General features: G+C 44.1%; 17 protein-coding genes and 1 tRNA gene. 15 read left to right on the top strand and 3 right to left on the bottom strand.

The genetic code is table 11. From position 1 onward, the window contains the following. Window positions 1-4: 4 nt before the first annotated feature. Window positions 5-226 carry a transcriptional regulator gene (locus B4K11_RS08490; protein WP_292948958.1) on the bottom strand — a complete coding sequence of 74 codons (222 nt, stop codon included), beginning with the start codon at window positions 224-226 and terminating at the stop codon, window positions 5-7. A gap of 116 nt (window positions 227-342) precedes the next feature. Between B4K11_RS08490 and B4K11_RS08485 the strand changes: the two genes are divergently transcribed. Beyond that, on the top strand, window positions 343-996 hold the full coding sequence (locus B4K11_RS08485) for a S24 family peptidase (protein WP_292948956.1): 654 nt from the start codon (window positions 343-345) through the stop codon (window positions 994-996). A gap of 14 nt (window positions 997-1010) precedes the next feature. Then, the gene (locus B4K11_RS08480) at window positions 1011-1271 is read left to right on the top strand and encodes a hypothetical protein (protein WP_292948954.1); all 261 of its coding nucleotides are present in this window, start codon (window positions 1011-1013) and stop codon (window positions 1269-1271) included. On the opposite strand, the gene B4K11_RS08475 is transcribed toward B4K11_RS08480, so the two are convergent. Further along, the gene (locus B4K11_RS08475; protein ID WP_292948951.1) at window positions 1268-1675 is read right to left on the bottom strand and encodes a thermonuclease family protein; all 408 of its coding nucleotides are present in this window, start codon (window positions 1673-1675) and stop codon (window positions 1268-1270) included. The two genes, B4K11_RS08480 and B4K11_RS08475, sit on opposite strands and share 4 nt — an antisense overlap. Window positions 1676-1908: 233 nt before the next feature. Between B4K11_RS08475 and B4K11_RS08470 the strand changes: the two genes are divergently transcribed. The 12 genes from B4K11_RS08470 (at window position 1909) to B4K11_RS08415 (ending at window position 10919) form a co-directional block, all read left to right on the top strand. After that, window positions 1909-2382: a hypothetical protein gene (locus B4K11_RS08470; RefSeq protein ID WP_292948949.1), complete on the top strand. Its 474-nt coding sequence runs from the start codon at window positions 1909-1911 to the stop codon at window positions 2380-2382. Window positions 2383-2384: 2 nt separating this feature from the next. Next, complete coding sequence (locus B4K11_RS08465; protein ID WP_292948946.1) at window positions 2385-2561, top strand: hypothetical protein; 177 nt, start codon at window positions 2385-2387, stop codon at window positions 2559-2561. A 2-nt stretch (window positions 2562-2563) separates the two neighbouring features. After that, window positions 2564-2722, top strand: a complete 159-nt coding sequence (locus tag B4K11_RS08460; protein ID WP_292948943.1) for a hypothetical protein — start codon at window positions 2564-2566, stop codon at window positions 2720-2722. Window positions 2723-2777: 55 nt separating this feature from the next. Beyond that, window positions 2778-3620, top strand: a complete 843-nt coding sequence (gene bet / locus B4K11_RS08455) for a phage recombination protein Bet (protein WP_292948941.1) — start codon at window positions 2778-2780, stop codon at window positions 3618-3620. Window position 3621: 1 nt separating this feature from the next. Next, window positions 3622-5322: a hypothetical protein gene (locus B4K11_RS08450; RefSeq protein WP_292948938.1), complete on the top strand. Its 1701-nt coding sequence runs from the start codon at window positions 3622-3624 to the stop codon at window positions 5320-5322. A 30-nt stretch (window positions 5323-5352) separates the two neighbouring features. Beyond that, a complete protein-coding gene (locus B4K11_RS08445) occupies window positions 5353-5919 on the top strand; it encodes a 3'-5' exonuclease (RefSeq protein WP_292948935.1) in 567 nt (188 codons plus the stop codon). A gap of 42 nt (window positions 5920-5961) precedes the next feature. Beyond that, complete coding sequence (locus tag B4K11_RS08440; protein ID WP_292948934.1) at window positions 5962-6648, top strand: DNA translocase FtsK; 687 nt, start codon at window positions 5962-5964, stop codon at window positions 6646-6648. Between the two features lie 76 nt (window positions 6649-6724). Beyond that, window positions 6725-8461 (top strand): DNA cytosine methyltransferase, encoded by a 1737-nt coding sequence (locus B4K11_RS08435; protein ID WP_292948933.1) that lies wholly within the window; start codon window positions 6725-6727, stop codon window positions 8459-8461. Window positions 8462-8518: 57 nt separating this feature from the next. Further along, entirely contained in the window at window positions 8519-8692 is a 174-nt protein-coding gene (locus B4K11_RS08430) for a hypothetical protein (RefSeq protein WP_292948931.1), read from the top strand. 470 nt (window positions 8693-9162) lie between these two features. Continuing rightward, on the top strand, window positions 9163-9345 hold the full coding sequence (locus tag B4K11_RS08425) for a hypothetical protein (protein ID WP_292948929.1): 183 nt from the start codon (window positions 9163-9165) through the stop codon (window positions 9343-9345). A gap of 112 nt (window positions 9346-9457) precedes the next feature. Then, window positions 9458-9685, top strand: a complete 228-nt coding sequence (gene xisR, locus B4K11_RS08420; RefSeq protein WP_292948927.1) for an excisionase family protein — start codon at window positions 9458-9460, stop codon at window positions 9683-9685. Further along, window positions 9654-10919 (top strand): site-specific integrase, encoded by a 1266-nt coding sequence (locus B4K11_RS08415; RefSeq protein WP_292949004.1) that lies wholly within the window; start codon window positions 9654-9656, stop codon window positions 10917-10919. Before xisR ends, B4K11_RS08415 begins: the two co-directional genes overlap by 32 nt. Window positions 10920-10943: 24 nt before the next feature. Here the strand turns inward: B4K11_RS08415 and B4K11_RS08410 are convergent. Then, a tRNA-Ser gene (locus B4K11_RS08410) sits at window positions 10944-11031 on the bottom strand. A 235-nt stretch (window positions 11032-11266) separates the two neighbouring features. On the opposite strand from B4K11_RS08410, the gene B4K11_RS08405 reads away from it, so the two are divergent. After that, on the top strand, window positions 11267-12205 hold the full coding sequence (locus B4K11_RS08405) for a GGDEF domain-containing protein (RefSeq protein WP_292948925.1): 939 nt from the start codon (window positions 11267-11269) through the stop codon (window positions 12203-12205). Window position 12206: the final 1 nt, after the last annotated feature.

The raw sequence follows: 12206 nt of genomic DNA, 5'->3' as shown, positions 1-12206 counted from the left end.
TTTGCTATGCTGCTTTATGAGATTGGGCTTCAGAAGGATAAATATCAGGTCTTAATTTCTGGCGAGAAACTTTGCCATTTGTTGCTTTTTCAATCTCGATAACTCGTTTTACAGGAACGGTGCCAGAAGCTTCCCATTGCTGAACGGCTTGCGGGGTAACCCCTAACTCTTCAGCTAAGGCGGTCTGGCTTCCTAGTATTTTGATAGCTCTTTTAATTGCGCTCATGGCGTTACCTGTAATGCTTAATATTTATTTACAAGTAAAACTTTAAACAAGACGCAAACTAATTGCAAGTTTTTCTTAAAATGCTTATTACAAGCACACCTTGTAGAATTGTTTTTATGGATACGATCGGATCACGCATACAAACCCGAGTTGGTGAGCTTGGACTAAACCTCTCTGAATTGGCGCGCCGCCTTGGCGTTACACCTCAATCAGTTCAGCAGTGGGTCAACGACAGAACATCGCCTCGCGGCAAGCGCTTAGAAGCTCTTGAGCGAGAGCTTATATGCTCAAAAGAGTGGCTATTATTTGGAAGTGCTACCGATACAGCTCTAGGTGCGGAAAGCCAATCGCTTATTAATATTCCTGTATTAGATGTAGAGCTGGCAGCTGGGAACGGCACCAGTATAGATACCGAAAGCGTGAAAGACTGGGTTCAAATCCCTCAAGACTTCTTGTGGTCTGGAATAAATAAAAATTCGTTAGTTGTAGTGTCTGTTTGCGGGGATTCTATGCTCCCTCGCCTGCACGATAAAGATCAGCTGCTTATTGATACCTCAGACAAGAAGCCAATAAGCGGCAAGGTCTACGCTATCGCAACGGATGATGAATTAAGAGTAAAACGCCTTCATAAGCGGACAGATGGTAGTTGGATTATCAGTTCCGACAATAAAGGCGATCCAAGCTATCAGGACGAAATAATTTCTCACAATAACTTTGAAAGACTTCGCATTATTGGGCGAGCGGTTAAAGTTTTGATGGGTGATATTTAAACAAGGACTCAAGGATGAAGAAGCTTAATAAGAACCATTTTTTGCTTATCAATGGTTTTCTTGCGGGTATAATTGCTACATCTGCATTCTTTTATTTTAGCAAGCACGACTCATACGAAGAGTGCGTTATGGATAAGATAACAGAGACCCAATCCGATCAAGCTGCACGAATGCTTCATGTTGTATGCAAGAAGCTTGCAGGTATGCCTAAATATAACTTCTCAACTGCCGTTAACCCATTCCAAAAGCCCGCAAGGTATGTTTTTGAGGACTAGAAGCACCATCCTTCCCTAGCCCCTCCATCATACGGTCTGGCGTGCCCCTCTATGACCAAAAGCCGCGCAAGGTCTTTGCCATCTACTCTAACTCTTGCCAGTAGCCTGAAATACTTACCTCTCTCTATATCTAGCAATTCTATCCGATCTGCATTACCCAACAGCTTCCGCACATAGTCTCGGGCAGCTTTAGCCTGCGCTTTTTCATTTGCGCATTTCCCGCGAATCTCAGGAGCATCAACACTTTTAACTCTTATCGGCATATTTAACCCAATAGGATCAGGCCAATTATGAATATCCACCCTAAATGTATCAGCATCATAAACACTAACCACCCTTTCAACTGTCGCCACTTGTGATACTGAAGCCATCAACCCCAGCACTAAGCATCCTGCTTTTAGCATCAAAAAATCCTTTATTTATTGCCAGCTAATCACAGCCTAACCGAATCAATATATATTTCATTACAAGAAAGACTTGCAAGATTAAAGTTTAACTTGTAATCTTAATTGCAAGTTAAAACTGTAATAGGTAGCAAAGTGCAAGAAAAAGCTTACGCAATGATAGCTCTTTTAATGCCTACGGCGTTTCTAATTTTTACCGTACTTGAGATAGCAAACAGTTAAGGAGCGGGACGATGACTACAGCAGGATTAAATCAATACATGGAAGGAATGATGCTTCAGCATTTTGGAGCTAAGAAGGTGGGCGGCCTAAATCAGGAAGATTTTGATTTAGTCACTAACGCAGCCTTAAGCCTTGCATTCAATACTGGCGAGGTCTTTCTGAACAGTAAGCTCTTGAGCATTCAGGATTGCCAGAGGGAGATCTACTGGATTGAGCAGTCTGATTTAGATATCGCAAGCGAAACAAGCGGCTACCTATCTGATGAAGAGCGCGAAGTATTAGCTATCGAGTGCTCACCTGAACACGTCATTTTAGAGTTAGAAAAAGCAATGGCTTATTGTTTCTCTAAAACAAATATTGAGCGCCTTCAGGTGCTTAATTCTTTGGCTACAAAGTGCGCCATCATCCGCAAACTTTCTCTTAACCTCGAAGAGCTTAAAGCTTCAGCTTTAGAAGCTAACGCTCTTCAAGCAGCGGGGTTTTAATCATGACTACTGATCAACTTAAAGGCCTAGCAGAAACCATGAGAGACATGACCAAGCTTGGCGAAACTCCAGCAAGCAATAAAGACCTTTGGTTTAAAGCAGTTTCTCCGAAGGTTGTTCTTGAGCTAGTTCAGCGCATTGAGCAATTAGAAGCTCAGCAAGCACAAAAGGCGGCTTAGTTATGGATATTTTTGAGGCGCTTAAAGAAAAGCCGGTTCACGAAGTAATTGGGCTGGCTGCAAAGCAAGGTAAGTGCCTTCGATATATCCGCCGCAAGCGCACAGCACAGATTATCCATATTGGAGCCAAAGTCTACGGGGATGTAGCAAGGCTTCAATAGAGCGAGTGAACGGGAGATCTCACGCTCAAATTCATTAAGTAAGGACGGGAATAAAATGAGTCAACAATTAGCAGCATGGAAAGAACAAAACCCTGCCATGGCAGAAAGAGGAATAGATGAATCTACATGGAATGCTCTGTGTAGCACGATCTATCCCGGCGCTAAGTCTGAGTCAATTGTCATGGCAATTGATTATTGTCACGCAAGAAAATTGGACATTATGCTTAAGCCTGTCCATTTGGTGCCAATGCAAGTAAAGGACGCACACACAGGTAAAAAAGAATTCCGTGATGTGCCAATGCCAGGTATTGGCCTTTATCGTATTCAAGCTGACAGATCAGGCAATTACGCTGGCGCTGACGAGCCTGAATTCGGCCCAACTGTAGATGCAGAATTTGAAGACGCATATACGCCCGGCAAGAAAATTGCTATCCGCTATCCAGAGTGGTGCAAATACACTGTATATAAAATAGTTGGCGGTGAACGCGTTTCTTATAAAGCCACGGAATATTGGCTTGAGAACTACGCAACTCAGAAAGCCGCATCAGAAGCCCCAAACGCAATGTGGAAGAAGCGCCCATTCGCGCAGCTAGCAAAGTGCGCTGAAGCTCAAGCTTTGCGCAAGGCTTGGCCTGAAATTGGGGCAGAGCCTACCGCTGAGGAAATGGCAGGTAAAGAGTTTGATTCGGACATGAATCTAAGTGGCTCCTCTTCTGCAGATTCAACTTCAATTATTGAAGTATACCCAGATAAGCGCTTTGAAAAATCATTCCCTCAATGGGAGCAGTCCATCAAGTCAGGTAATAAAACCGCTACCCAAATAATCGACTTTGTTAAAAGAAAAGGTTCTTACCTTAGCGATTCTCAAATTGAACAACTAAACAGCATAGGTGAATAACATGAAGCTTCTAAACTTAGTACAAGGTTCTGATGAGTGGCTTGACGCTCGATTAAATTGTCTTTGCGCAAGCGAAGCTCCTGTAATGATGGGTGCGTCAAACTTCATGAGCCGCAACCAGCTACTTGATTTAAAGAAAGGCTGGCAATCAAACCCTGTAGATTCATTTAAGCAACGCTTATTTGATAAAGGCCATGAGCACGAAGAGTCGGCCAGAACCCTACTAGAATTGGACCTGCTAGAAGATGTACCGGGAAAGGTTGGCCTAGTAGTTATTGATGGCTTAGAAATCTTAGCCTCATTTGATGGCTACGGTGAGTTCGGCTACATCTGGGAGCATAAGGACTGGAATGAAGTGCTTGCGGAGAACGTCCGTAATAGCGTCCTTGAAGCTAAGTATTACTGGCAGTTGGAGCAGCAAATGCTAGTAGCTGATGCGACAGAAGTTCATTTTATGGTTTCTGATGGCACTGCTACGAAACGTGAAAGCATGATTTACCATTCAGTTCCTGAGCGTAGAGAGCAGCTTATAGCTGGTTGGAAGCAGTTTATAGTTGATCTTGAGTTTCATGAGCTAGAAGCGAAAAAAGAAAAAGTTGTGGCTAAGCAGCAGGCTAAATTCCCTTCTATCGAATGTAAAGTCGAAGGCTCAGTAGTTATTTCAAATCTAGGCGACTACATTCCAACTATCCAAAATCTTGCAGATGAGCAGATGAGCATCGTGCTTGAGTCGGACCAAGATTTTGCTGATAAAGAGTCTTTCAATAAATCAGTAAAAGAAGGCCGAGCATCCTTAAAAGCAAAAGCGGGTGCAATAGAAACTGCATTTGAAAGCTTGGCTGAATTCAATGGCTACGTTAAACAAGCAGACTCTATTCTTCAGAAGCTTCAATCTCATGGCGAGGGGCAGGTAAAAAAAGCTAAAGCTGATAAGAAGCTTGCCATCACCACTAATGCGCAAGCAGCCATTCAGAACCACCTTGTAGAGCTAAGCAAATCAATAAACGGAATCATAGTTTCTGATATCTCAGCTAACTGGGACGCAATAATTAAAGGCAAGCGTAGCTTTGAAAAAATGCAAGAAGCTGTTGATGTCGAAGTGGCTAATCTAAAAATCAAGGCCAACGAAATATCCACGACCATTCGTAAAAACCTCGACAGCCTCACCGAGCTGGCAAGCGATCATAAGTTTTTATTCTCCGATCATGCAGAGCTTGTGCTTAAAGATAACGATGACCTTATCAACCTTATAAAAATGCGTATAGCTGAGCATGAAAAGGCTGAAATTGAACGCCAAGAGAAAGAGCGCCAGCGCATTCAAGCTGAAGCTGATGCCAAAGCAAAACGTGAAGCAGAAGCCAAGCTGGAACAAGAGCGCGAGCAGATCCGCTTAGAGGAGCAGGCTCGCATTCGTAAAGAGCAGGAAAATGCAGCATTAGCGGCAAAAGCCGAAATCCAACCCGCCCAGCAAGCAGAGCCTGTATCACCTATTCAACAGCCGGTTCAGCAAGAAGCACAAACGGCATCACCTCGCTTTTCAGCCCCTACCCGGAAAGCAGCGGAAGCAATGGTTTCTATTACCAACACCGAATACATGGAGCTTAAGCAGGCTCGAGACATGCTAGAAGCTCTACAGGCTCACGGTGTTGATAACTGGAGCGGTTACAGCGATGCGATTAGCTCTCTAGGTAAAGCAGCTTAATTTTATTAACCCAAAAAACTGGACATAAAAATGAAAACAATACTTTTTTACGACACTGAAACTACCGGCTTACCTGTATGGAAAGAGCCATCTGATAGCGAAGCTCAACCTCACCTAGTTCAATTGGGTGCTGTTCTAGCCAACGCTGAAACCAAGGAGGTTATCTCTACGCTAGATGTCATTATCAAGCCCGAAGGCTGGGAGATTCCTGAAGAGGTTAGCGCTATTCATGGCATCACCACAGAGCATGCACAAGCGGTTGGCGTTCCTGAGCATCTGGCATTTGAAATGCTTATTGCCATGGCTGGCGATGCTGAGCGAGTGGCTTACAACAAGACATTCGACCAGCGAATTATTCGTATTGCCGCGAAGCGCTACAGCACTGAAGAGGTTCAGGAAAAATGGGCCGTAAAAGATGATCATCACTGCTCAATGCGTATGGCTCAATCTATTATCGGCGGCAAAAATCCAAAGCTTATCGATGCTTATCAGCACTTCACTGGCAAAGATCTAGAAAACGCACATTCAGCAATGGCAGATACGCTTGCCTGCATGGAAGTGTACTGGGCAGTGCTCGCTTTGGACGAAGCAGCCTAAACCGCACCACCCTCTCAATTGGACGAAAGACAGGACGAAACGATGAACGATACACCTAAGCAAGTAGATGCAGAAGAAGTAGAGCAAGCCCTTATAGAAGCAATGGTGGAGCTACCTGAAGACGATATTCTGGTGACTTCATGCCACACAATGCAAGCGGATTTAATGGGCACCATCACCAGCATGATGAAAGCAATGCCTGATGTTTGGCAGAAAATGAGTGAAGAAACTCAACAAGACTTCATAGATTCAATCGACAAGCAGACAGCCGAGCTAGTTGAAAAGTGCGTAAAAATGATTGCAGCCGACAATCGAAGCTATGTAGAGGCCAAAGTAGAGCAAGTTGTATTTAAAGGTGCTATTGAGGCCAAGCTTAAAGTATTTGGGGGAGCATCTTCAGGTGCCCATGACTTAGCAGACGCTACAGGTCAGCAGGTCATGATTCTTCTTCCTGAAATGGAACAATATGAATCTAGTGACGATATGAAGCCCTCGGCACAGCCTGATCAGGCCGACATTATCGATGATAACGATGAGTTGCTATATGACGATGTAGTTGGGTTTGTGCGAGAAGCGCAATCAACATCCATAACAGCAATCCAGCGAAAATTTAAGATTGGTTACAACCGCGCCGAGCGCTTGATGGATATGCTTGAAAGTAATGGTGTTGTATCTGAACTTTCGCCTGAAGGTAAGCGCACCGTATTAGAAACCGAAGAAGCCGCTTAATGGCTTGCGCCACTTGTGACAAAGACGGGTTATGCACCTCGGGGTGCATTTCCCGTACTAGGAAGGTAAAGAGATAATGAACGCCATAAACGCACACTTCAGAACACAGTACGGCTTGCCTCTTGATGAATTCGATCACGAAATAAATGTCGATATCTTTGCAGGCGGTGGCGGTGCGAGCACAGGTATAGAGATTGGTTTAGAAAGACCTGTTCATCTTGCTATTAACCACAATTCTGCAGCTATTAGCATGCACGAAGCAAATCACCCGGGCTGCTTGCATTTGCAAACCGATGTATGGGAAGTGGATCCAGTTGAAGTTCTTAAGGGTCGAAATATAGGGTGGTTCCATGCTTCGCCTGATTGCACTCACCACAGCCAAGCAGCAGGCGGACAGCCTCGCAAAAAAGAAATACGTAACCTCTCATGGGTCGTTAATAAGTGGGCGGGAATTGGGAAGCCTCGAGTAATCAGCCTTGAAAACGTGAAGCAGATTCGCCAATGGGGTCCGCTCATTGCTAAGCGCTGCAAGAATACAGGCCGGGTAGTAACGCTAGAGGTTGTTGAATGCCCTATTACAGGAAAGAAGTCTAACCGTGTTGCTGAACCTGGTGAAAGCGTGCCGCGCAATAATCAGCACTTAGTACCCGACCCAAAGCGTAGAGGGCAAACGTGGAATAGATTCATCAGCACCCTTGAGGAGCTAGGCTATACAGTTGAGCACCGTTTATTAAAAGCCTGTGACTTTGGCGCCCCGACAAGTAGAGAGCGCTTATTTCTTATTGCTCGCTGCGATGGTCAGCCTATCGAATGGCCTGCCCCAACTCACGCGGCTAAGCCATCTAAAACAAGGAAGGCGTACAGAACCGCATCTGAATGTATTGATTGGAGCATTCCGGGAAACAGTATATTCGGTAGAAAAAAGCCTCTAGCTGATGCAACCATGAAGCGTATAGCTAAAGGGGTTAAGCGTGAAGTTTTAGACAGAAACGAGCCTTTTATCGTACCCATTGCGAACTGGAGCCAAGAAAGCATTCATGCTGTCGATAGACCGCTAAATACTATCACCGCTTGGCCCAAAGGTGGCGCATTCTCCATTATTGCCCCAGTACTCACCCCCTTCTATGGCGGCGAGCAAAAAGGGAATAGAGCGCATTCTATTGGTGATCCGCTGCGTACACAGACAACAGAAAATAGATTCGCGCTTGCAACCGCATTTCTAGCTCAAGCTAATGGCGGTTTTAATACTACGCACTCAAAATCTATGGATGATCCTGTAACAACTATTACCAATACCGGTAGTCAGCAGCAGCTTATTACAGCTTTCTTGTCTCGCCAGTTCAGCTCAAGTACGGGTCAGGCAGTTGATAAGCCTGCACCAACCATCATGACTAAAGGTTGCGGTAAGACGGCATTAATGGAATTAAAGCTTTCCCGTGAAGTTGAGGAGAACGCCCTGCGGTGTGCTGCTTTTCTAATTCGCTACTACGGTACCGGTACAAATGCAGACAGTCTTGATAAGCCAGTAAACACCATTACAACCAAAGATCGGCTTGCTCTTGTTACTGTGTTTATCAAAGGCACCCCCTATGTGATTGTCGATATTCAGATGAGAATGCTACAGCCGCATGAGCTTTACGCTGCGCAGGGCTTCCCGCCAAACTACATCATCAATCACGGGCATGACGGGCGAAAGTTCACAAAGACTCAGCAGGTCTTTATGTGCGGCAACAGTGTAAGCCCTCCCCCAATGGCGGCAATTGCTCGGGCTAACAACCCATATAAAATTCAAAGAGAGGCTTTGGCAGCATGAACCCTCAATACTGGGACTGGCGCGCAGTAAGCCGCCGATGGAATAGGAAGAAACGGAATGCCTAAATTCGACCTAGAAGAACTACAGAAATACGCCCACGGCCTAGAAGATTCTTATGATGAGCGATATGCGGATGGGTTCTGGGAAGGTGTGATTAAGGTTGCTCAGCTTAGTGGTGATGATGAACTTTTAAAGTTCGCTCTAGAAAGATCAGATCGACTTTGCCCGTAACCTATTAAGCGCCTTGTTATTTGGCGCGGGAGATATGAAATGAAGAAAAAGCCAGTTGGCTATATAGCGATTTGCCAGTGCGGAAGGGTTGTTGGCGCAATGGATCTCAAGAACACCGATAGAATAGATGCAGGGAAAATACTAGGACAATGGGTTTCTGAAGGATGCACCTTAGAACCCAAATTTGATTATAGCTGGACGGCAACAGTATCAGCATGTGGGTGCGACTAAATGGGGTTAATGATTTTATTTTGCATTGCAGTTTTCTTTACTCACTCAGGGATTTGCTGGGAGAAAAGAAAGCATGTTGTGCTTACAAAAAACAGCCTAACAGCTCTAGCCGCCGCAGAATTTTTAATAGGAATCTACTTTGTAGTGACTGCTTTCGGGCACTACTCCAAATAACTCAAAGATAAAATGGGCGAGCATAGCGAGGCTCGGATATGATTAGATTATTATGAGGATGCGACATGAAAAGAGAATACACAAAAGGAAGTGCTTACATGAGCACTAGCCATGGCCTAGTTGAATACAAAGGCCTTGATCATTATATGGGCCAAACTACGTTAATGTTTTATTCTTCGGAATATGGAATGCAGTACTGGTTACCCGCTTCGCTAAAACATCATTTTAAAGAAGAGCAGGACTCATAACGTAGTGTTATGAATCGGTTAGCACTAACTAGAAAGAATAATTATCTATTAAGGGGTTTCATCCCCTTAATGATCGGCGGACTGGACACCCGCTTAACAATAGGACGAGACTATGACTGCAAATGCTATAGCTACATTACTTCCCAAGTGGGTCAAGACGTCAAAGTACGTTGAGATCAGTGGATTTTCTAGCGAAGCGCTAAAGAAAAAACGCTTAAGCGGGATCTGGATTGAAGGGGTTCATTGGAAAACTGGACCTGATAAAAATGTTTATTACAATTGGCGTGAAATAGATGGGTGGGTTGAAAATGGCTACAAGCAAGCTGCCAACGGGCATTGAGTTAAGAGGGGATACCCTACGTTTAGTTTTCACCTATCGCGGCCAGCGGTGCCGCGAATCCCTTAAAGGGATGAAACCAACCAAAGCAAATATCAAATTTGCATCTAATAAGCGCGCATCAATACTTCACGAAATAGCGACAGGCGTGTTTGATTACGCCTCTCACTTTCCTGACTCAAAAAAAGCCGCATTATTCTCTGGCCCTTCTGCTATTAAAAGAACAGTAACGGAAGGAGTGGACCATTGGCTCTCTGTAAAAAAAGAAACCACAGCCAAGAGCACTTATGACAATTACAAATCAAAAGCAAATAAACACATCAAACCCGGTTTTGAAGACCGTTTTATCCATGAGATTACAAAAAGCGATATAGAGCGATGGATATCACTCGAACTAAGCAGTCTTAAGAATAAAACTCTTAATGAGATCATGATTATCATGAGAGGAGTTTTTTCGGACGCTAAAGCCGACCGGGTTATTACAGAGAACCCAACTGAATACATTGGCAACCGCACAGTAAGCAAACAAGAGCCTGATCCCTTCACGAAAAAAGAGATCGCAAAAATACTAAGCACCAAGACGCATCGAACCCAAGAAATTTTAATGATGCAATTTGCATTCTGGACAGGTGTTCGTGTGTCAGAGTTAATTGCGTTTGGCTGGGATGATGTTGACTTGGATCGTGGAGTTATCAAAGTAAAAAGGGGGAATGTGAAGGGGTATTACAAAATACCAAAAACCAAAGGCTCTATTCGTGACATTGAATTACTCAAGCCTGCTATTGATGCTCTCATAAATCAGAAGAAAAACACCTTCGCCCTTCCTCCGCTCGAGCTGGATGTAACGCAAGCAGACAATAGAACAATCAGAAAAGAACGATGGAGGCCTATCTGGAGGAACTCAAATACAGGCCAGCCCCATGCGAGTGATGGAACAGTTCGCGAACGATTCTGGAGTAATCATTTAATTAAAGCAGGGGTGAGATATAGAGGCCCAAATCATGCGAGACATACGTTTGCATCACAGCTTCTGTCTACTGGCGTAATATCTAAAGATTGGATTGCGAAACAAATGGGACATACAAGCACGAAGATGCTAGATGATCATTATGCTAAATGGATACCGGAAGATGCGCCGCCAATGGCAGACATGGTGAATAAAATATTTGGCTTTTCCAGTAAAGAAAATACTGAAAATGCCCCATCTACGCCCCAAGAAATCAAAGCAGGCTTCTAACCTGTTGTTTTATAAAGGAATAAATGGCGGTCAGGGAGGGATTCGAACCCTCGATACCTTGCGGTATACACACTTTCCAGGCGTGCTCCTTCGGCCACTCGGACACCTGACCATCCTGCAATTGGTGAGCTGTGAAAGCTCCTTACCAACGCGGCGCGAATTGTATCACAGCCGAGTCGATCCGCAAGGTATTTCAAAAAAAACAGCACCCTATAGAGTAATATAAGTAGTACCAAGCAGATGACTTACTAAATGAATGGCTTTTCTACTTGCTAGCAACCGAACATAAAGTAAACTAGGCACTCACAAAAATTATAAAAAACCATATAAAGTATAAATTTCAGATAATGCGACCCGTCAAAAACCTTAAAAGCGCTCTGTTTCGCTCCCTGTATCGATCTTCTTTTATCAGCACAGCGTTTGCTGTTTTAGTTGTTCTATTACTCATTTTTTTATCGATTGAAAAAGATCTTCGCCAAGAAGGGCAATACCTCGGACAACTTGTTTTTAAAGAGCTTAGAGGGGCGATGAATCGAGGCGCTAGTTACGAAGAAATAAACAACCTCATTGATGAGTTAAACCACGACGCCCCCGGGATCACTTATTCAATGTACCGCGGTGAGGCCATCGAGAAGCAGTTTGGTAAAGGGCGCAAGTTAACGCCGGAAATCAAAGAGCATATAGCAGGAACTGATGACGCTACACAGATAGAGTCAATAGAGCAGATCCATTACTACCGCGCTATAAAATTTGAAAACGAATGCCTTCAATGCCATCAGAACGTTACAGCAGGTGAGACTGCAGGGGTTCTAGATGTTACGTTCTCTGCAAATCGCATTCGTATTCCTATTTCTGAAGTTTTACTAGGATTATTTCTCGTATTCTCGGTCACGATGATCACCTCATATCTAACTCTTTCACGTGAGCTACTCTCTCACATGATCACTCCCCTTCAACGTTTAGGTCGCAAACTAAAAGAGACAGAGGGACATCATGATCTGAACGAACGCCTAGACCTTGATTCAGATCTGAAAGAGATTCTAACAATTGAGCATGCATTTAATGCACAACAAGAGTTACTGCATATCGCTTTTCAAAAGGTTGAAGAAGTTTCGATTTACGACAAGTTAACTTCTACTTATAACCGACATCAGTTAGAACGACTTTTTGCTGAAGAAATATTGCGTTCAACCAGACAAGATAAGCCTTTAACGATCGCCTTGCTAGACCTCAATGGCTTTAAACAGATAAATGACACTTATGGGCACAGGCCGTGTGAAAACTAAC

The sequence above is a fragment of the Neptuniibacter sp. UBA6509 genome (genome assembly GCA_002435145.1).
Classification (GTDB): Bacteria; Pseudomonadota; Gammaproteobacteria; order Pseudomonadales; family Balneatricaceae; genus Neptuniibacter.
This window is presented reverse-complemented; position numbering and strand designations above follow the sequence as displayed.

Excerpts from the sequence above, each read along its gene's own strand:
- B4K11_RS08490 (WP_292948958.1), bottom strand. The coding sequence starts at position 226 with ATGAGCGCAATTAAAAGAGCTATCAAAATACTAGGAAGCCAGACCGCC.
- B4K11_RS08485 (WP_292948956.1), top strand. The coding sequence starts at position 343 with ATGGATACGATCGGATCACGCATACAAACCCGAGTTGGTGAGCTTGGA.
- B4K11_RS08480 (WP_292948954.1), top strand. The coding sequence starts at position 1,011 with ATGAAGAAGCTTAATAAGAACCATTTTTTGCTTATCAATGGTTTTCTT.
- B4K11_RS08475 (WP_292948951.1), bottom strand. The coding sequence starts at position 1,675 with ATGCTAAAAGCAGGATGCTTAGTGCTGGGGTTGATGGCTTCAGTATCA.
- B4K11_RS08470 (WP_292948949.1), top strand. The coding sequence starts at position 1,909 with ATGACTACAGCAGGATTAAATCAATACATGGAAGGAATGATGCTTCAG.
- B4K11_RS08465 (WP_292948946.1), top strand. The coding sequence starts at position 2,385 with ATGACTACTGATCAACTTAAAGGCCTAGCAGAAACCATGAGAGACATG.
- B4K11_RS08460 (WP_292948943.1), top strand. The coding sequence starts at position 2,564 with ATGGATATTTTTGAGGCGCTTAAAGAAAAGCCGGTTCACGAAGTAATT.
- bet (WP_292948941.1), top strand. The coding sequence starts at position 2,778 with ATGAGTCAACAATTAGCAGCATGGAAAGAACAAAACCCTGCCATGGCA.
- B4K11_RS08450 (WP_292948938.1), top strand. The coding sequence starts at position 3,622 with ATGAAGCTTCTAAACTTAGTACAAGGTTCTGATGAGTGGCTTGACGCT.
- B4K11_RS08445 (WP_292948935.1), top strand. The coding sequence starts at position 5,353 with ATGAAAACAATACTTTTTTACGACACTGAAACTACCGGCTTACCTGTA.
- B4K11_RS08440 (WP_292948934.1), top strand. The coding sequence starts at position 5,962 with ATGAACGATACACCTAAGCAAGTAGATGCAGAAGAAGTAGAGCAAGCC.
- B4K11_RS08435 (WP_292948933.1), top strand. The coding sequence starts at position 6,725 with ATGAACGCCATAAACGCACACTTCAGAACACAGTACGGCTTGCCTCTT.
- B4K11_RS08430 (WP_292948931.1), top strand. The coding sequence starts at position 8,519 with ATGCCTAAATTCGACCTAGAAGAACTACAGAAATACGCCCACGGCCTA.
- B4K11_RS08425 (WP_292948929.1), top strand. The coding sequence starts at position 9,163 with ATGAAAAGAGAATACACAAAAGGAAGTGCTTACATGAGCACTAGCCAT.
- xisR (WP_292948927.1), top strand. The coding sequence starts at position 9,458 with ATGACTGCAAATGCTATAGCTACATTACTTCCCAAGTGGGTCAAGACG.
- B4K11_RS08415 (WP_292949004.1), top strand. The coding sequence starts at position 9,654 with ATGGCTACAAGCAAGCTGCCAACGGGCATTGAGTTAAGAGGGGATACC.
- B4K11_RS08405 (WP_292948925.1), top strand. The coding sequence starts at position 11,267 with ATGCGACCCGTCAAAAACCTTAAAAGCGCTCTGTTTCGCTCCCTGTAT.